General features: G+C 60.1%; 12 protein-coding genes. 9 read left to right on the top strand and 3 right to left on the bottom strand.

The window, feature by feature from the left end; all coding sequences use genetic code 11:
* Positions 1–488: 488 nt before the first annotated feature.
* Complete coding sequence (locus U9R61_RS04565) at positions 489–2,036, bottom strand: nicotinate phosphoribosyltransferase (RefSeq protein WP_322487638.1); 1,548 nt, start codon at positions 2,034–2,036, stop codon at positions 489–491.
* 347 nt (positions 2,037–2,383) lie between these two features.
* Positions 2,384–3,712 (bottom strand): acyl-CoA dehydrogenase family protein, encoded by a 1,329-nt coding sequence (locus U9R61_RS04560; RefSeq protein ID WP_322487637.1) that lies wholly within the window; start codon positions 3,710–3,712, stop codon positions 2,384–2,386.
* Between the two features lie 297 nt (positions 3,713–4,009).
* Between U9R61_RS04560 and alaS the strand changes: the two genes are divergently transcribed.
* The 4 genes from alaS (at position 4,010) to U9R61_RS04540 (ending at position 10,383) form a co-directional block, all read left to right on the top strand.
* Entirely contained in the window at positions 4,010–6,694 is a 2,685-nt protein-coding gene (alaS, locus tag U9R61_RS04555) for an alanine--tRNA ligase (protein ID WP_322487636.1), read from the top strand.
* Positions 6,695–7,129: 435 nt separating this feature from the next.
* Entirely contained in the window at positions 7,130–9,166 is a 2,037-nt protein-coding gene (locus tag U9R61_RS04550) for a hypothetical protein (protein WP_322487635.1), read from the top strand.
* A 148-nt stretch (positions 9,167–9,314) separates the two neighbouring features.
* Entirely contained in the window at positions 9,315–9,770 is a 456-nt protein-coding gene (ruvX, locus tag U9R61_RS04545) for a Holliday junction resolvase RuvX (RefSeq protein WP_322487634.1), read from the top strand.
* A 169-nt stretch (positions 9,771–9,939) separates the two neighbouring features.
* Complete coding sequence (locus U9R61_RS04540; RefSeq protein WP_322487633.1) at positions 9,940–10,383, top strand: GNAT family N-acetyltransferase; 444 nt, start codon at positions 9,940–9,942, stop codon at positions 10,381–10,383.
* Between the two features lie 123 nt (positions 10,384–10,506).
* On the opposite strand, the gene U9R61_RS04535 is transcribed toward U9R61_RS04540, so the two are convergent.
* On the bottom strand, positions 10,507–10,806 hold the full coding sequence (locus U9R61_RS04535; RefSeq protein WP_066789688.1) for a DUF507 family protein: 300 nt from the start codon (positions 10,804–10,806) through the stop codon (positions 10,507–10,509).
* Between the two features lie 560 nt (positions 10,807–11,366).
* On the opposite strand from U9R61_RS04535, the gene U9R61_RS04530 reads away from it, so the two are divergent.
* The 5 genes from U9R61_RS04530 to U9R61_RS04510 all read left to right on the top strand — a co-directional run bounded on the left by U9R61_RS04530 (position 11,367) and on the right by U9R61_RS04510 (position 20,122).
* The gene (locus U9R61_RS04530) at positions 11,367–13,748 is read left to right on the top strand and encodes a GH36-type glycosyl hydrolase domain-containing protein (protein ID WP_322487632.1); all 2,382 of its coding nucleotides are present in this window, start codon (positions 11,367–11,369) and stop codon (positions 13,746–13,748) included.
* 159 nt (positions 13,749–13,907) lie between these two features.
* On the top strand, positions 13,908–15,365 hold the full coding sequence (locus U9R61_RS04525) for an ABC transporter substrate-binding protein (protein WP_322487631.1): 1,458 nt from the start codon (positions 13,908–13,910) through the stop codon (positions 15,363–15,365).
* 93 nt (positions 15,366–15,458) lie between these two features.
* Positions 15,459–18,314 (top strand): extracellular solute-binding protein, encoded by a 2,856-nt coding sequence (locus tag U9R61_RS04520; RefSeq protein ID WP_322487630.1) that lies wholly within the window; start codon positions 15,459–15,461, stop codon positions 18,312–18,314.
* Complete coding sequence (locus U9R61_RS04515; RefSeq protein WP_066789680.1) at positions 18,304–19,218, top strand: carbohydrate ABC transporter permease; 915 nt, start codon at positions 18,304–18,306, stop codon at positions 19,216–19,218. Before U9R61_RS04520 ends, U9R61_RS04515 begins: the two co-directional genes overlap by 11 nt.
* A gap of 1 nt (position 19,219) precedes the next feature.
* Entirely contained in the window at positions 19,220–20,122 is a 903-nt protein-coding gene (locus tag U9R61_RS04510) for a carbohydrate ABC transporter permease (protein WP_322487629.1), read from the top strand.
* Positions 20,123–20,129: the final 7 nt, after the last annotated feature.

Below are 20,129 nucleotides of genomic sequence, written 5' to 3'. Positions count from 1 at the left end.
CCCACGCACCTTGCTCCCCATCGCCGGCGCAGTCGCCTAGCCGCCGGCATTGCTGCCGGCGCTGGTCGGCTCTTACCCAACCGTTTCACCCCTTACCGGAAACCCGGCGGGACTGTTCTCTGTTGCCGTCTTGCGTCACCGGCCGATTGCTCAACCGGCGCCCCCGCTTGCTGTTTCGCGGGGCGGCGTTCCGCCTTGCGGCGAGCGGGGAGTCGGGAAGTTCCTCTGGGAAACCCCAGCGGCGGCGCGTCATGCGCCAGTGCCAACTTTAGTATAGCACACTGATGTAGAGGCGTAAAGGGTGCGAAGACGCAAAGTCCGGGAACGCAAAGACACGAAGAGCGCAAAGGTCGCAAAGGATGTTAGCATCTGGGCATAAGCGCGCTTCATAACTGCCAAAAAACCTTGGCGCCCTCTGCGTCCTTCGCGCCTTTGCGTTTACCATCCTCTGCGCCATTGCCTCAACTGCGTCTTTGCTCCCTCTGCGCCTAAACCTGTTGCAAGCGGGCCAGCAGCTCTTGCTTCAGATCCCACAGGCGCTGGCTGAGCGAGACGTGGTAAATATGCGGGTTCATAATCCGGCGCACACCGAGGTCAAGCCGCTCGACATCAGTGTGGCGACGCGCGCGCATCTGCTCCAGCGTCAGCGGCTCAGCCACTCGCCGGCCCTCCACCATCGCCGGTTCGAGTAACGGCTCGATCCCGGTCAGTTCCGAACGACTCACCGTGCGCTGGCGGGCATGGTCGCTAGGGTGGCGCAACCGGATACACACTTCGCTCGGCGGGTCTTCATCTTCGAGCGCGATCAGGTCGGCGGTCGCCTTGCCGCGCTCGTCGTACAACCGCCACACCCGCTTCAAACCGGGATTGGTCAGCTTCGCCGCGCTCTCGGCAATCTTAATCGCCGGCTGCCACTCCTTGCCATCGTGCAGCGCCACCAGCTTATACACCCCGCCTAACGCCCCCTCGCCGTGCGACGTGACCAGCCGGGTGCCGACGCCGTACACCAACCGGCGAATAATTGCATCGGCATCGGCGTTGTAGCGCCGCGCCTCTTGAGCGATCTGGCTCTGAATCTGCCAAATCACCAGTTCGTCCAAATCATTCGAGAGCACGATCACCGTATCGGGGAAGCCGGCTCGATCCAGCATCAACGCGGTCAGAATCGCAAGGTAGGCGAGGTCGCCCGAATCGAGCCGTACCCCAACCGGTTTATGACCTTTGGCGCGCAGCTCTTCAAACACCCGGATCGCATTCGGCACCCCGCTGTGTAAGGTGTCGATCGTATCCACCAGCAGCAAACAATCGTCAGGATAGACCTCGGCGTAAGCGCGGAAGGCATCGAGTTCACTCATGCCGAGGGCCAGAAACGACTGCACCATCGCGTGGGCATGGGTGCCCTTAGCAGTCTGGCCGATGGTATGGGCAAGACCCACATTCGAGGTAAAATCGGCCCCGCCAATCAAAGCCGCCCGCGTACCAGCATTCGCCCCCAACCCCTGCCCGCGGCGCAGGCCAAACTCCAGCACCGTGCTCGCCCCGCTCGCCTCGCGAATGCGACTCGCCTTGGTCGCCACCAACGTCTGATAATTGAGATGGTTAAGCAGCGCGGTTTCCAGAATCTGTGCCATCAACAACGGCCCGCGCACAATCGTCATCGGCGCTTGGGCATGCACCACCCGCCCTTCAGGCACTGCCCACAGCGTGATCCCGCCAAAATGGCCATGGTCGCGCAAATAGGCCAAAAAATCTTCGCCAAAGACCGGCTTGCCCACCCGATTCCGCTGGCTGCGCAAGACTTCAAGCTCAACCGGGCCAACCGCTGCCGTCTCCATCCAATCGAGCAGCCACTCAAGGCCGGCGGCGATGCAATAACCGGCTGAATGCATGCCATAGTTGGGCGGCTGGCGAAAGAAATGGTCAAACTGAGCCGGACGCTCGTGAATGCCCATGCGGAAATAGAGCTGGGCCATGGTCAATTGATACTGGTCGGTAAAGAGAATCCCGGTAGCGGTACGGAGCTGCGCGCCATTCATAGGTGCCTCGCTATATAGTGTAACTTTCACACTAATATAGCAGCAAGTGGGGCGGTTGTCAATGATGTTTTACCACAGAGAGCGCCGAGGACGCGGAGAGGAATAATGTCATTGCGAGGGCGCGCAGCGTCCGCAGCAAGCTTCCCGCTGAGATGCAAACCAATGGCGTGGAGGCATCCCTCCCGCTGAAGTAGGAGATTGCTTCGCCGCGCGGAGCGCGGCTCGCAATGATAACAGAAGCGGCGGCGCTTCCCCCAACCCCCTCTGCGCTCTCTGCGGAGCCGGACAGCCGTCCGGCTCTCCTGCGCCTTTGCGTTTAACCGTCTCTGCGCACTCTGCGTTCTCCCCTACACAAACGCCGACATCCCAGTGATCGCGCGCCCCACGATCAACGTGTTCATCTCGTGGGTGCCTTCGTAGGAATAGAGCGCCTCGGCGTCGGCGAAGTAACGGGCCACCTCGTGTTCGAGCAAAATGCCGTTGCCACCGAAGACGGCCCGGGCCAGCGCCACCGTTTCGCGCATCTTTTCCCCGCAGAAGACCTTTGCCAGCGAGGCGTGCTCGTGGCTGACTTTGCCGTGGTGGGCAGCGATCTGGCTCATCCGCAGGCACATGGTCTGCATCGAGGTCACGCTGGCCAGCATCTGCACCAGACTGTTCTGCACCAACTGGAAGCCGCCGATTGGCCGTCCGAATTGGATGCGCTGCTGGGCGTATGCCAACGCCTTCTCATACGCGCCCATCGCTACCCCGGTCATGGCCCACGCGACGGCGGCGCGGGTGATCGCGAGTTGACGGGCGATACCGCGGAAGCCGCCCACATTCGGCAGCCGGTTGGCTTCGGGCACCCGGCAATTGACGAGGCGGATATTCGCGTTTTGCACCGTGCGTAGGGCAATCTTGCCTTCCAGCCGTTCGACCTCGTACCCCGGCGTGCCGCGCTCGACGATGAAACCCTGCACTTGGTTGTTGGATACGTCGCGTGCCCAAATGATGGTGAGATCGGCAATCGGCGCGTTGCCGCTCCACTTCTTGGCCCCGTTGAGCACCCAGTAGCCGCGCTCGAAGCGGGCCGTAGTAGTGAGGCCGGCAGCGGTCGCTGAGCCGACGTCCGGTTCGGTCAAGGCCCACGAGCCGATCAGCTCGAAGCGTTGCATTGGCGGCAGCCAGCGTTGCTTCTGTTCGGCTGCGCCGAAGAGGTCGATCGACCCCATGCACAGGCCCCAATGCACGCCGAAGAAAGTGTAGATTGATGGATCGACCCGCGCGAGCTCCATACAGGCCACACCGGTGAGCACTGGGCCGAGGGCGTCGATGGCATAAGGCCGGGTACCGAAAGTTTCGGCGACGAGACGAGCAAAGCTAGGCACAATCTCGTGCGGAAACTCGCCCCGCTCCCAGTAGCTGTTGGCCAGCGGACGGATCTTTTCTTCCATATATGAGCGGATCTTTTGCTGGATCAGCCGCTCTTCGGGCGAGAGTTCGCCCAAAATATCGAAGAAATCGCTATTGATCGGCGGCACGCGCTTGGGCCGCCGTTTGGCAGTAATGCTTTTCAGCAGCAGGCCAATTTCTTGTGGAGTGATGCTGCGCAAGGCGCGGAAGGTGTCAACAAACGGCACATTCACCTGCTGCATGACGCGGGTGAGGCTGGCCGGAAGAGAGATAAGCGCCATAGATGCCTCCTGTTCAGCATTGAGCAATGGACAACCCCATTGTTGTCGGATATGACTTCAAGCAGGGAAAGGAATGACGCGATGCGTCAAGAACAGTGTAGCATACGGCGGCGCGGGTGTCAATGACTATGTTGTCAGATTGCCGGCAATCGCCTGCGCGGCAGTTCGACTCGCTCCATGACGCACCGCATTATCCTCGTATCACGAGATGCTTCCCAAAACGGTTGACGGTCGGCGCTACCATCGTCTACAATAACGCGAGGAAAAGCTTTTCGGCGTTAAATAGGCGTTATGCGTATGCAAAAATTAACCGCGGCCCAAATTCGCGAAACGTTTATCTCGTTCTTTATTCGCCATGGCCATACCCACGTGCCCAGCTCGTCGCTGGTCGTCGCCGACGACCCGACCCTGCTGTTTGCCAATTCGGGTATGGTGCAGTTTAAGGATGTCTTTCTGGGGCGCGAGCAGCGTCCCTATACCCGTGCTGTGACGGCGCAGAAGTGTTTGCGCGTTAGCGGCAAGCATAACGATCTCGAAGAGGTTGGCCCCTCGCCGCGCCACCATACCTTTTTTGAGATGTTGGGCAACTTTTCCTTCGGCGATTACTTTAAGGCCGAGGCGATCCAGCTGGCGTGGAAGTTGTTGACCGAAGAGTTTCAGTTGCCAGTCGAGCGGCTGTGGTTTACGGTCTTTGCCGGCGACGACGAGGTGCCACCTGATGATGAGGCCGCCGAGTTGTGGATCGCGCAGGGGGCCGATCCGTCACGGGTGCTGCGCTTTGGCCGCAAAGATAATTTCTGGGTGATGGGCGATACCGGCCCCTGCGGCCCCTGCTCGGAAATTACGATGTATATCGGCGATGACCTCAGCCAGATGCGCGCCGAAGGGGTGAATTCCGACGACCCCAATTATGTCGAGATCTGGAATAACGTGTTTATGCAGTATGACCGCGCCACCATGCAGCCGCTGCCGCGTCCGTCGGTTGATACCGGCATGGGCCTTGAGCGGATGGCGATGGTGATGCAGGGGGTGCATAGCACCTACGAGACCGATCTGTTTGTGGCGATTATCAATCGCATTATCAGTGCGCGCGGCAGCGATGAGGCGCATTATCAGGCCCACCGCAGCGCCTATCGCGCGATTGCCGACCATGCGCGGGCGATTGCGTTTTTGATCGCCGATGGCGTGTTACCGGGCAATCTGGGCCGAGCGTATGTGTTGCGCCGGATTTTGCGCCGCGCCGCGTATCAGGGTCGCACGATCGGCTTCGAGCGCCCGTTCCTCGCTGAAGTGATCACGGCGGTGATCGAGCAGATGGGTGACGCTTATCCCGAATTGGTTAAGCGGCGCGAGTTTATCCTCAGCGCCGCCGATCAAGAGGAGCGCCAGTTCTTGCGCACGCTCAGCGGCGGCATTACCCGTCTGAACGCGGTGATCGAGCAGGTGCGCGCCCGCGGCGAGACGGTGATTCCCGGTAACGATGCGTTTGTGTTGAAAGACACCTACGGTTTCCCGCTCGATCTGACCCAAAAGATCGCTGCCGAACAGGGGTTAACGGTTGATGAGTCCGGCTACGAAGCAGCGATGGCCGAGCAACGGGCCCGTTCGCGAGCGGCGGCGACGAGCAAGCGCAGCGGCGAGGCTGATCTGTGGGTGGAACTGGATCTGCCCAATTCCCACTTTACCGGCTACGAGCGGCTGAGCGACCGGGCGACGGTGATTGGGATGCTGGCTGATGGTGATGCGCTAAACACGGCCAGCGCCGGGAGGCAAGTGCAGATTGTGCTCAATACGACGCCGTTCTACGCCGAGAGCGGCGGTCAGGTTGGCGATACCGGCTTGCTGGTCGGCCCAGAAGGGTCGGTGCGGGTGGAAGACACTCGCCGCCCGCTGCCCGGTCTGATCGTTCACTATGGCCGGGTGGTTGATGGCACGATCAGCGTGGGCGATCAGGTGCAAGCGACGGTTGACATCGTTTGGCGGGCCGATATTCAGCGCAACCACACTGCGACCCACATGCTCCAGCGCGCGCTGCGCGATGTGCTCGGCGAGCACGCGGCGCAGGCCGGTTCGCTGGTCGCGCCGGATCGGTTGCGCTTCGACTTCACTCACACCAAGCCGGTTGATCCCGAAGAATTGCGCGAAGTCGAGCGGCGCTTGAATGCGTGGGTGCGGGCAGATGCCACGGTGCGCTGGGAGATTACCGACTATCAGGATGCGATGGCGCGCGGCGCGATCGCGCTGTTTGGCGAGAAGTATGGCGATACGGTACGGGTGGTGACGATCGAGCGCGGCAACGGTTTGGATAACGGCGAGTACGCTTCGCGCGATAGCCTTGAGCTGTGCGGCGGTACCCACGTCAATCGCACCGGCGAGATCGGGTTTGTCCGGCTGGTGAGCGAGGGCAGCATCGGCAGCGGCATCCGCCGCGTCGAGGCGCTAACCGGGCGCGGGGCCGAGGCGTGGGTGGAAGAGCAGGCCCAAGCGCTGCGCGATCTGGCGGCGCGGATCAATGCCCAACCTTCCCAGTTGGCCGAGCGGATCGAGGCGTTGCTGGCCGAGAACCGGCAGCGCCGGCAAGAGCTAGAGGCGCTGCGCAGCAAGATGGCGCGCGAGCAGCTCGCCACACTGTTGAACCGGGTGCAGACGGTTGCCGGCGTGCCGTTGCTGGCCGCCGAGGTCGAGGCCGATACCGTCGAGCGCTTGCGCGAGATGGGCGAGTATCTGCGCGACAAGCTAGGCAGCGCGGTGATTGTGCTCGGTGCGCACATCAACGGCAAGCCGCAATTGCTGACGATGGTGACCGCCGATCTTGTCCGGCGCGGGTTGAACGCAGTGCAACTGGTTAAGCCGCTGGCCGCAATCGTCGGTGGCGGCGGCGGCGGCAAACCCGAAGTCGCCCAAGCTGGCGGGCGTAACCCCGACCAGTTAGCCGCGGCGATCAACGCCGCCGCTGGCGTATTGGCCGAACAGGCAGGGTGATGGTTTCGACCGAGCGACACGGGGAATAGCCACAAAGACACAAAAGGCGCAAAAGTAGTATGTTTTTGTGCCTTTTCATGGCTATTCAACCCGTACAGCGCACGTCGTAACCCTAGACAGGGAATAGCCACACAAAAGACGCAAAACATTTCAGGTTTTTGTGCCTTTTGCGGCTTTTCGTGGCTATCCAGACCGCGCAGCGGGCTTCATAACCCTCGCCCGGCCCTTCAGGGCCGGGACACGGAATAGCCGCAAAGCGACGCAAACGACGCAAAAAAAACGCATAGGTTTCGTGCCTTTTGCGGCTTTTCGTGGCTATTCAAATAAACCATCGCGCGTGGTAGACTTATACCGTGAGCATATAGAATAACGTTGACGCATTGCTACAGCGCCCCTCTCCCTGCATGCGGGGAAAGGGGCCGGGGGTGAGGGGCTATGATCACCGACGAAACAGCGATTGTCCTTGCGCTACCCGATGATACCGCCGAGTCGCTGATGGCGCGGGTACGCGCCGCCCATGCCGCGAATGTCCAGATCTTAGCCCCCGAAGGAACGAGTTTTCTCCAGCGCGTCGCTGGTACCGATACGTTACGCGAATTGGCCGCTGCCGCCGGCATTGCCCTCACGATTATTAGCTCTGACCCGGCCATTCTTAAAGCGGCCCGCCAGAGCCGGCTAACCACGATCGAAGTCACCGGCGCGCATGTGCAAGCGCCGGCGCCTCCCCCGCCGCCTGCCGGCGAAGATTTGCTGGCTGAAGATCTTGAGTTTCTGGCCGCACTCGATGAGCTGGCCGCGACCGGCAAGGTTGATGATCGAGAGCTGTTTGAACCGCCGAAACCGGCACCGGCTGAGACCCGCCCGATGGCAGCGCCAGTAACGCGGCCTATTCCAACCACGACCAGTGGCGCAGCGGCACCGCCAGCCCAAGCGATGGGTGATGATGACCTAGAGTTCTTCGACGCGCTTGACGATCTGGCTGCCGCCTTCGAGCAAGAGCGCACCGGCTCGCCGCCGCCGCCTATTCCGCCGGCGCGTGAAGCGATGCGCCAAGCGCCGCGGGTGCGGCCCGAAGATATTCAACTCTCAGCGGCTGAACAGGCGCGGGCCAGCCAGATTGGACAGCGTAGCGACGCTGATCGCGCCCAACGCGCTCCCACCCAACCCCGGCGTGAACCGGCAGGTGCGCTGCCGCCCGCTCCTACCCCGCGCAGCGCCTCCCAACCTGCCGCTCGCCGGCAATCGCGCCTTGCCACGATCCTGCTAATCGTGTTGGTGGTGATGATTGCCATATTCGGCGTGTTACTGATAGTGACGCGCAGCGCGACGGTGATTGTGCGCTTGCCGGCCCGCGATACGAACCCGATCACCGGCTTGGCGCTGCCAATGATCCCGGTCACCGCGCCAAGCGGTAATGGCGCCGTCGCCGCTGACCCGATCGGCACAACGGTTGCCATCAGTCTGCGCGGCGAAGTGACAGACGGTGTGATGACGCCGGTCAGCAGTGCGCAGGGTTCAATCATTCTCCGCAATCTGAATACCCAGCCGATCACCATTCCGGCAGGGAGCGAGTTTATCGCCTTTGGGCCAAACAATCAGCCGATTCCCTTCATCAGCGAAACCGACGTGACCGTACCCGGCGCAGTGACCACCAATCGCGGCAACCAGATCATCACTACGCTCGGCGAAGCGCAAGTGCGGATTATTGCTCGCTCACCCGGCAGCGCCTCCAACGTTCCTGCCAATAGCATCCGCGAATTGCGCATTCCCGGCGGGCCAACGATTAATCTCACCGGCGGCGTGCTAACGATTGTGCATGATGCGATCGGCGGCGGTACCGATGAAGAGGTGTTTGTGATTAAAGAGAGCGACGTGCGCCGCTATCTGGCCGAGGCGTTGACCCGGCTCGACCAAGAGGCGCGCCGGCAGCTCGATGGCCTCGCATTAGCCCGCAATCTCCGCCTCGAACCGACCACTGTCTCGCCGAGCCGGGCCGAGCTTGAGCAACTGGCCGGCTTCGAGCAGATCGTGGATCCGCCGCTAGGTACGTCGCTGCCAAAAGACAATCGCTTCTTTACCTTGACCGTGCAAGCGAACTACAGCGGATTGGCGGTTAGCGGCGAGCCAGCCAACTTCCAACGCCAATTGGCCGATGCGTTTAATACCCAACTGATCCAAAATGGCCAGTTGCGTCCGGGTGACTGCAAGGCCGCCGTGATCAACGGCTGGCGCTGGGATGGTGCAACCCTGCGCGTTGATGGCGCGGTGGGGCCAGACCCGGCTTGCAGCAACGAGCTTGATCCGGCAACGCGCGCAGCGATCCAGAATGCGGTGATCGGTCGCACCCGCGCCGAAGCCGAAGCCGGCTTGCAGGCGCTGGTGGCGAGCGGGAGGCTGGCCGGCTTTACGCTGCCGCCAGATGTTGACCGCTTACCCGGTTGGAGCTGGCAGCTCCGGATTCGGATTGAGTGAGGAGGGCACGTTGCGAGGATGGCAAAACGCCGCGCCCACGGCAACTGCTTGCAGTACAACAGATTTATCGCAAGCGTAGAGTGTCTGCCACAACACAGCGGATATAGACGCCTCAGTGCCCTCTGTGTTGCAATCATATCCGGCTAACGTGAACACAACCAACGAACAGACCATCCTAGGCCTTGATGTCGGCGAACGGCGCATCGGCGTCGCAATCAGCGACGCCAGTGCGCGCATTGCCGCGCCGCTCACCACGATCGCTGCCCACCCGCCCGAACGAGCCATTGCCCAGATTGCCCGGCTAGTCGCCGAGCGCGGCGTGACTCGGGTGGTAGTAGGATTGCCGCTGACGATGCGCGGCGAACACGGCCCACAAGCCGTTGTAGTGCAACGCTTTGCCGATGCGTTGGCCGCGGCACTCACGTGCTCGGTCGAAATGTTCGACGAGCGGCTGACCAGCGTCGCCGCCGAGCAGATGCTGCGCAATCTCGGCCTCAAACCGGCCAAGATCAAAGAGCAGATTGATCAGGTCGCCGCGTCAATCATCTTGCAAGACTATCTCGATGCAAAGGCGCAGAGTGAGCAAAAACGCAGAGAAGGTTAAACACAAAGGCGCAGAGTGAGTAAAGACGTAGAGAAGGTTACATGCAAAGGCACGAAGGACGCAGAGGGCGCAGAGCATGTTATGGTGTGGTGAAAGCTTACCTTGGATCAATCTCAAATATCTTTGCGTCTTTGCGTTAGAGTCTTTAGAGTCTAAGGCATAAACACGTATGAACTACGCCATTCGCCCCATCAGCGCCGCCGCGACCCGGCCGCTGCGCCAACAAATCCTGCGCCCGCACCAAGCGATTGACGAACTCGTCTATCCCGGCGACGACCACCCGCTGGCGTTGCACGCCGGCGGTTTCATTGGCGAGCAGCTTGTAGGTATTGCCTCATTTGCCCCCGAAGCGTTTCCCGACGTACCGGCCCGCGCGGCGTGGCGGCTGCGCGGCATGGGAGTCTTGCCCGCCTTCCACCGACAGGGGATTGGCCAAGCGTTGCTTCAAACCGGGATCGAGCATGTCCGGCGTCACGGCGGCGATATGATCTGGTGTCACGGGCGCACAAGCGCGTTGCCGTTTTATCTTGCCTTTGGTTTCGTGACGCACGGCGCAGAATTCGTGGTGCCGCACACTGGGCCGCACTACATTCTGCTCTATTGGGTGAAATGAGGGAGCACGGTGCGTGACACCATTATGGAGTGTGGCAGTCAAACTGCCGCACTCCATAAAATACATACAAGCGCACCGGAAGCTGAACGCCCAAAGACCCCTGCTTACCCAGCAGCAGCCCCCCTACAACACATATCCTCGCTTGCGCGCTACCTCTTCCTTATGCTTGCGGAAGAGAATATCGCGCTCAGTACCCTTAATCTCGCGGCTGTAGGTTGCCAGAATCCGCTCGACCTCAGCATCAATCTCTTCCTCAATTTTCAAATCGGCTACGATAGCATCGTAGATCGCTTTGACCCGCAAGGCGCGGCCATCGCTAGGGCGCTGGCCGGGACGGTCGCGGTAGGCCAACAAGCCGCGCTCGGCCAATTCGTCGTGCAAGCGCTCGGCAATCCGGCGCACTTTATCTTCGCTGAGTCGCATAGCTCACCTCGGTCTCGCTGATCACGGCGCTGTTTCTATTGTACACGAAAGGGCGGCGAGGCAATCCCCCCGCTCCCCCTGTGTCATTGCGAGCCGCGGAGCGGCGAAGCAATCTCTCGCGAGCACGGCAACTACCCACTCAGGCACGCATTCCGCCACAGCAGGAGATTGCTTCGGGGGCTGCGCCCCCGCGCAATGACAAATGGCCCGTGTCCTTGCGAGCCGCGCAAGCGGCGACGCTATCCCCCGCGAGCACGGGAATACCCCGCTCAGCCATCCTTCCCGCTGAACCAGATGGGTGAGCGGAAGCAGCAATCTTTCAGTGAAACATTTCACTTCTCAACCGTGCGCGGCTAGACAGGCGATAGTTCAATGATTGCGCTTCCATCAATTTTCAATGAAACGTTACACACACGGTCTTGACAAGGAAAAAAGTGGTGCTACAATAAACCTATCAGTCACAACTGCTCTTTGTCGATCGAGGCAATTTTTTATTTGCCTGAATGAAACGTTTCATTTAACGATAACCGGGTTGCTGTCTCTTTTCACAACGGAGTGTTATGGAACGCCTCTTTCCTAGTCGTTACGGCTACTTCAGCGCCGATGGCCGCGAATACATCATCACCACGCCGCTGACACCGCGCCCTTGGGGGAATGTAATCAGTAACGGCGACTATGCGCTGATAGTGTCGCAGACCGGTTCGGGCTATAGCTGGCGTAACAACGCCGGCCAGAACCGGATTACCCGCTCGTTTCAGGATTTGGTGCAAGACAATTGGGGGAAGTATCTCTATCTGCGCGATCTCGACAGCGGCCAGTTTTGGTCGGCGACGTATAAGCCGACGCTGCATGCTTATGACCACTATCAAGTGACCCACGGTCTCGGTTATTCGCGTTTCACGCAGGAGGTACACGGTATCCGTAGCCGGTTGACCGTCTTTGTCGCGCCGCACGATCCGGTTGAGCTGATTGAGCTGACGTTGACCAATCTGACCGACCAGCCCCGCCGGCTCGATGTCACGACCTATGTCGAGTGGTTGTTGGGATTTGCGCCCGATGAGCATCGCGAGTTTCATAAGCTGTTCATTGATACGGCGGTCGATCTGTCGCTACATGCGTTGCTGGCGCGCAAATATTTGTGGGGTTTTGCCGATGAGGCAGGCCGGCATAACAATATCGATTGGCCTTACGTGGCGTTTATCGCCGCCAGCGAGCCGCTCAAGAGCTTCGATGGCGATAAGGAGTCGTTTATCGGCCTGTACCAGAGCCTTGAGCATCCGCAGGCGATGCGGATGGCGTCCTTGGCCGGACGCACCGGTCGCTTTGGCGATGCAATCGGCGCGTTGCAGGTTGAGGTGGCGCTGTCGCCAGGGGCAAGTCATACGATCGTCTTTACGCTAGGTGCTGCCGAGCAGGGCCGCGAAGACCCCGCCGAGTTGATCCGCCGTTTCACATCGCCGGCTGCCAGCACCCAAACGCTTGCAGCGGTGCATGCCTTCTGGTCGCGGCTGGTTGAAGCCGAGCATGTCGAAACGCCCGATCCGGCACTTAATCTGATGACTAACTATTGGCTGAAGTATCAGGCGATTTCTGGCCGGTTGTGGGCCAAGTCAGCGTTGTATCAAGTCTCGGCAGGCTACGGGTTCCGCGATCAGTTGCAAGACAGCCAGATTTTCTTGGTCTGTGATCCTGCTTTGGCCAAGCGCCAGATCTTGCTCCACGCCTCCCAACAATTTATCGAAGGCGATGTGCTGCACTGGTGGTTTTCGATCCGGGGCGGCGGGCCACGCACCAACTGTTCGGACGACTTGCTCTGGCTGCCGTTTATCGTTGATTCGTACCTGCAAGAGACCAACGATGTCGCAATTCTGGATGAGCCAGTGCCGTATCTCAACGGCCCGGCGGAGCCGCTCTACCTGCATTGCAAGCGGGCGATCGAGCGCGCGTTCAGCCGCTTTTCGCCCCGCGGCATCCCACTGATGGGTGATCACGATTGGAACGATGGCCTCAATGCGGTTGGCACCCATCTGCGCGGCGAGAGTTTTTGGGTGGCTGAGTTTCTCTACGTGATCCTTGAGCGCTGGATGCCGCTGGCGCAGCAACGCGGCGATGAGGTGTTCGCCGAACGCTGCGCGGCGGTGCGCGAGACACTGCGTTGGGCGACGAACCGCTACGGCTGGGATGGCGAGTGGTTTTTGCAGGCGACGACCGATGATGGATTGCCGCTCGGATCGCATGCGAATGATGAGGGCCGCATCTTTTTGATGCCGAATATTTGGGCAGTGATTAGCGGCATTGCCGATCGCGAACGAGCTTGGCAGGCGATGGAGTCGGTTTCGCGCTACCTGCTCTGCGAGTATGGCACGTTGCTCAACTATCCCGCCTTTACCCGCCCCCGTCCCGACATCGGTTATGTCACCCGCTACGCGCCGGGCTTGCGCGAGAACGGCGGCGTCTATACCCACGCTGCCACGTGGTCGGTGTGGGCCTACGCCCTGCTCGGCGACGCCGAGCAGGCTTATGAAGCCTATCGCCGTATCTGCCCGCCCAACCGCAGCGCCGACCCGGATCGCTACAAAGCTGAACCTTACGTTACGCCGGGCAACGTTGACGGCCCGCAATCGCCGTATTTCGGGCGCGGCGGCTGGACGTGGTACACCGGTTCGGCCCAGTGGCTGCACCGGATGGCGACCCATTGGATTTTGGGAATTAGGCCGCAGGCCAATGGCTTGCTGATCGATCCGCTGATTCCGGCGGCATGGAATCGGTTCACCGTGCGCCGTTCGTTCCGCGGTGCGGTATACGAGATCGAGGTGCTCAACCCGCAGCACGTGAGCCGGGGTGTGGCAACGGTAGAGGTGGACGGCCAGCCGCTCGCTGGCAACGTCGTGCCGGTCTTTGCCGATGGCCAGACCCACCGGGTGCGGGTGGTCTTGGGGTAACGAGTGTCGCAGCGGCAGCCAAGCTGCCGCTCGCCATATCAATGCGCCAACATCCTGCGTGGCGCACCGTTGCGAAAGGAGGTGACACGCGCCGAAAAACCTGATTGCAATGCCGCAACGTTCGTTCGTAGCTCTGTTTGCATGTCAAGGAGGAAATGCATGAAACCCGCTGCCAAAGGTGGCTTCCTGCTCGTGATACTGATGTTGCTCGCGGCCATGACCGGCTGTACGCCAGCGGCTATGCCACCGACTCCCCAAGCACCAACCGCTGCGCCACAGACACCCCCTGAGCAACCGACCGCCGCACCGACGGCTGCGCCCACTGCTGCGCCCACTGCTGCCGCCAAGCAACCGGTGACCCTGCGCTACGCCAACTGGAACCTCGGCACCGAGGAAGAGAACAACATCCAGCGCCGCTTGGTCAAGGCGTATACTGAGATGAACCCGCACGTGACGATCGAGTTTGTTGATATGGCGGGCGGCAATTGGGACGATATGCTCAATACCTATGCTGCTCGTGGCGCGCTGCCCGATGTCTTTATGGCCAACAATATGCCGCTCTACGTTAAGAACGGCTGGCTGGCCGATTTGACCGAGCTGGTGGCGAACGATCCCGATTGGGCACTCATCCCGCAAGTGCTGCGGTCAGGTGTCACCTATAACGGCAAGGTGATGGGTTTGCCGGCGGCGCAGTTCATTATGGGGTACTTCGTCAACCGCGATCTCTACGAAGCGGCTAACCTTGATGCGCCTGAGTACGGCTTCACGCTCGACGAGTTCAACGCGGCGGTGACCGGCCTGCACAACCCATCCCGAGGCGTTCTCGGCCTCGACGAGATGGAGTTCGTGATGGGCTGGTACCCGCACGTGCTCGACAACAAGTTGCAGTGGTTCAGCTTCGATGGCATTCACATGAACTACAACTCCGCCGCCTTCAAAGACACCGTGGCGCGGGTGGCCGAGCTGAAGCCCTATACGTGGCAAGGGTTGACCGACGAGCAGAAGGTGAACTTCAAGTCGGCTGGGCCGTGGGAGCTGTTCCTGAATCAGGAAGTCGGCATGCGTTGGGAAGGCGGTTGGGCCATTCCGCAGATTGCGCAGAACGCTACCTTTGACTGGGACTTCGTCGGCATCCCCGGCGGCAATCAGGCGATTGTGATGGACATCATCGTTGTCTCGAAGACGGCGCCGAATCTAGAGGAAGCCTACCAATTCGCGCGCTGGATGACCTTTGCCCGCACCGCTTACGCCAAAGAGGTGGAACTGGCCCGCGAGATGGGCAGCGTACCGAGCAAGATGCCGGTCGCGATTGACACTGAGTCGCTGGCGCTTTACCGCCAATTCTTCGACAAGCCGGGTCTCAACGCCGCGCTGGCCAATCTTGACAATAGCCTTGTCGAGTCGCTGGCCAAACTGGTGCCGGGGTACATCCAAGCGCGCTGGGAAGGCAAGCCGGGCATTGACATCGGCGAAGACAAAGACGTGAACATGTGGTTCATGTTCTTCCGCGCCGGCGATGGCATCTACAAGTACGAGGATTACGCACCGAAATTAGAGACGTTCGCCAACAATATCCTCGATACGGCGCGGGCCGAGGTTGACGCCGCCTTACGGTAGTAGGTACAAACGCACGACGGTGCGGCTCTCGCACTACCGTGCATCTCCCGCACAGCATCAACACATCGTTCGTAGTGATATTTAGGTGAAGCTATGGGTTGGCGCTGGCAGATCACAACCGCTATCCGCCTCCTCATCGTACTTTGGCTGGCACTCGCTAGCCTGCTCGTCGGCCCGCTGCCGGTGCAGGCCGAGGGCGGTAGTGCGCCAGTGGTTGAGGTGCGCGCCGACACGCTCGGTCTGCCGGCGGCAACCCATCCGTTGGCGGCGAGCTACGCCAAGCCGAGCGTCATGCTGCGCGCCGGCGATCAGGTCTCGTTTACCGTCACCGTGCCGCAAGCCGGCGCGTATGCGTTAGCGATTGACGCCGCCGTGCCGGAAGCGGTCACCTTTATCCCGCCTGAACTGCTCGTGCAGATCGAGGGCCAACCTGAGCGCTGGCGGCTGATGGTGCCGCTGTTCTATCACGATACTGCCGATCAGTTCCCGCTCGACCGCTACGGCAACGAAACCCTGATCCCGCAGGCCCGGTTGGCCCGCTGGAGCCGCGTCTTCTTGCGCGACCCCAACTTCAGCCAGCCGTACCCGATCGCGCTCACGCTGCCGGCGGGTCGCCAGCGCATTTCACTCAGTCTCGGCGAAAGCGAGCTGGTGCTGGGCAGCTTCTATCTGCTGCCGGCAATCGACTCGTACCCATCTTACGCTGTCTACCGCGCTAGCCGGCAAGCGCCGGCCAGCAGCGGAGTACTGATCGAACTCGCCGCCGAGCGGCCAAGCTTTAAGAATGATACCAGCGTGCGCCCGATCAGCCGTCGCAATCTGGACGTGACACCCTACGACCCCTACCATCTGCGGATGAATGCCCTCGGCGGCGAGAGTTGGAGCCGCAGCGGCACGACGGTCTACTACGAGTTTACCGTACCGCAGAGCGGCTGGTATGCGATCACCCTGCGCGCTATCCAAGATTACAAGAATCACTTTACCGTGTATCGCCGCATCCTGATTGATGATCAGGTGCTGTTTGCCGAGTTGAATGCGGTACCGTTTAGCTATAACCCGAATTGGCGTAACAATACCTTGGGCGGAGCGACACCGTACCAGATCTATCTTGAGCGAGGTCGGCACGTCTTGGGCATCGAAGCCACAACCGCGCCTTATCACGACTCAATCGAGCGGGTGCGAGCCGGTTTGAAGGCGATTGCCGATCTGGCCTTCGCAATCAAGCGCCTTACCGGCAACCAGATCGATATTTACAAAGAGTGGGAGATCGCCGATTACATTCCCGATATTCGCGAACGGCTGGCAGCGCTGGTCAACCAACTGCGCACCGACCAACAGGCCCTGCTGGCCGTCAACCAGACCCCGGCCTCGCCAGAGGTGCTCGCTTACCAGATGGCAATCGACAACCTCGAGGTGCTGGCCCAAGACCCCAACCGGATTCCGACCCGCATGAGCCGGTTGTCGGAAGGGGCCGGTTCGGCGGCGCACTTGCTCGGCAGCATCTTGCCCTCGTTGCAGAGCCAACCGCTGGCGCTTGATACTATCTACATCCATTCGCCGGACATCATCCCTCCCGAACCGAACATCACCGCCGGCGCAATCGTGACCGATTGGTTCCAGCGGTTTCTTGCCTCTTTCCACAGCAATCCCTACCAGAGCATTGGCGCGGCGCCGGATGAGCTGGAAGTGTGGGTGAATCGCCCGCAACAATATGTCAATCTGCTTCAACGCTTAGCCGACGAACGCTTCACGCCACAGAGCGGGATCAAGGTCAAGTTTTCGATTATGCCCAACGAATCGAAGCTGATCTTGGCCTGCGCCGCCGGCACTCAACCCGATATTGCGCTCGGCGTCAGCACCAACATCCCGTATGAGTTGGCGATCCGCAATGCGCTCTACGATTTGCGCAGCTTCCCTGACTTTGACCGCTTCATCCGCATCTATGCCCCCGGCTCGCTCTTGAGCTACATCATTAACGACTCGGTATACGCTATTCCTGAAACGCAAGATTTTTGGGTGACGTTCTACCGCAAAGATATTCTGGAAACGCTAAATTTACCGGTGCCGCAAACGTGGAATGAAGTATTAGAGATTTTGCCCGAATTACAGCGTTTCGGCATGAACTACAACACGCCGCTCTCAAGCGGCGGCGGCATGAAGGGCTATCTGGTCACGGCCCCTTACCTCTTCAACTACGGCGCGTCGCTCTACACACCCGATGGTATGTCGGGCTTGGGGTCGGACGAAGCGATTCAGGCGATCCGATTTATGGCCGAGAGTTTCACCATCTACGGCATGCCGCTGACCACGGCCAGTTTCTATGACAGTTTTCGCGCCGGTGAAACGCCGGTCGGCATCTCGAACTTTGAAACTTACCTCAAATTGCTCACTGCGGCGCCGGAGATCGATGGGTTGTGGGATATCGCCCTCTACCCGGCCACCGTCTTGCCTGATGGCAGGCAGTTGCGCTATGCGACCGGCTCAGCGCAGGCAGCTATGATGTTCGCCAATACCGACAAGCCGCAACAGGGGTGGGCCTTCCTAAAGTGGTGGATGGCAACCGAAACGCAGGTTGCGTTCCAGCAAGAATTAATCATGAATTTTGGGTTGGAATATTTGTGGAATTCAGCGAACCTAGAGGCGTTTCGCTTTACCCCGATTTTGGCGGCGCACCGCGACGTGATTTTGCAGCAGTGGCAATGGCTGCAAGAGCCGATCAAGCTGCCGGGCAGCTATATGCAAGAACGCGAGTTGAGCAACGTCTGGAACCGGATCGTCTTTCAGGGAGCTAACCCGCGCGTCACGATTGACAATGCGGTGACGGTGATCAACCGCGAGATTGTGCGCAAGATGACCGAGTTCGGCTACATCCGCAATGGCGAGCGGGTGCGCACGATGACGACCCCGACTATCGAGACGGTGAAGGAGTGGATGGCGCATGCAAACTGAGTGGCGCAGCCAATTGAGCAGGCAGTGGCGCAAAGAGGCGAGCGCTTACGGCTTCATCGCCCCGTATGCGGTGCTGTTCGCGATCTTTATCGCGATTCCGGTGCTGGCAGCCTTCTTGCTCTCGTTCACCTTTTTCGACTCGATCCAGCCGCCGCAGTTCAACGGCTTGCTCAACTATATCGTGTTGCTGACCCAAGACGACATCTTTATGCGCTACGTCTTGCCCAACACGATCCAGTTTGCGGTGCTGGTCGGGCCGGGGGGCTATGTGCTGGCCTTTTTGCTGGCGTGGATGTTGGCCCAATTGCCGCGCACGCCGCGCACCATTTTTGCCCTCATCCTCTACTCGCCGTCGATGACTGGCGGCGTAGCGATGGCGGTGGTCTGGCAGACGCTGTTTAGCGGCGATCAGAATGGCTACCTCAACAGTTTTCTGCTCAGCTTGAACCTGATTCAAGCGCCGATCCAGTGGCTGCAATCGCCAGAGTATTTGATGACGATTATGATCATCGTTACCTTGTGGAGCAGTATGGGAGTCGGCTTTTTGGCCATGCTGGCCGGCATGCTCGACATCAATCCCGAATTATACGAAGCCGGCGCGCTCGATGGGGTCAGCAGCCGCTGGCAAGAGATTATCTACATCACCATCCCGTCGATGAAGCCGCAGATGTTGTTTGGCGCAGTGATGGCGATTGTCGGCGCGTTTCAGGCCGGCACGATCGGGGTGGCGCTGTCGGGCAGCAACCCGACGCCGCAGTACGCCGGCCAACTGATCGTCAACCATATCGAAGACTACGGCTTTCTACGCTACGAAATGGGTTACGCCGCCGCCGTTTCGGTGGTGCTGCTGTTGATGGTGTTGCTGTTTAACCGGCTGGCCAACAGACTGTTCCGCGAGGATTGAGATGAGGCGCAAACGCTGGTTGAGCTATAGTCTGCGTGACAGCGGCATGAACCCGCGCGGGTTCCATCCGAGCCAGCTCAAGTTTTATCTGGTGCTGGTTCCGCTAGCAGCGTTTATGCTGCTACCGATCGTCTTTATCTTCTCGCACGCCTTCAAACCGCCAGAGGAGCTGTTCGCTTATCCGCCGCGCTTTTTCGTGGTGCAGCCCACGCTCAAGAACTTCACCGACCTGTTTGCCCGCATCTCCACCTCAGAGGTGCCGGTCAGCCGTTACCTGTTCAACAGCGTGCTGGTGACGCTGCTGACAGTGCTGGCCTCGGTGGGAGTCGGCTCAACGGCGGCGTTTGCGCTCTCGAAGAAGCGATTCCGGCTCAAGAATACACTGTTTGCGATCAACACCGTCGCGCTTATGTTCGTGCCGGTGGCGGTGACGATCCCGCGCTTTCTGATTATCCAGCAGCTTGGCCTGCTCAATACCTTCTGGGTGCATATTCTGCCCGCGCTGGCCATGCCGGTCGGTCTGTTCCTGCTCAAACAGTTTATGGATGCGCTGCCCAACGAGATGATCGAAGCCGCCCAAATTGACGGGGCCAGCGATCTGCAAATCTACTGGCACATCATCTTGCCGCTGACTAGACCGGCGCTAGCGACGATTGCAATCCTCGCCTTTCAGGCCTCGTGGAATAACGTGGATACGTCGGCGATGTACATCAATGACGAACAGCTCAAGACCTTCGCCTTCTATCTGTCCAGCCTGACCTCAACCACGGCGGGGGCCAATCTGGTTGCCGGACAGGGCATGGCGGCAGCCGCGTCGTTGATCGTGTTTCTGCCGAACCTGATCATCTTTATCTTGTTGCAGAGCCAAGTGATGAGCACGATGTCGCATTCGGGGTTGAAGTAAGCTCGCC

The organism is Chloroflexus sp. (assembly GCF_034431535.1).
Classification (GTDB): Bacteria; Chloroflexota; Chloroflexia; order Chloroflexales; family Chloroflexaceae; genus Chloroflexus.
The sequence above is the reverse complement of the archived record's forward strand: the minus strand, read 5'-3'. Positions and strand labels throughout refer to the sequence as shown.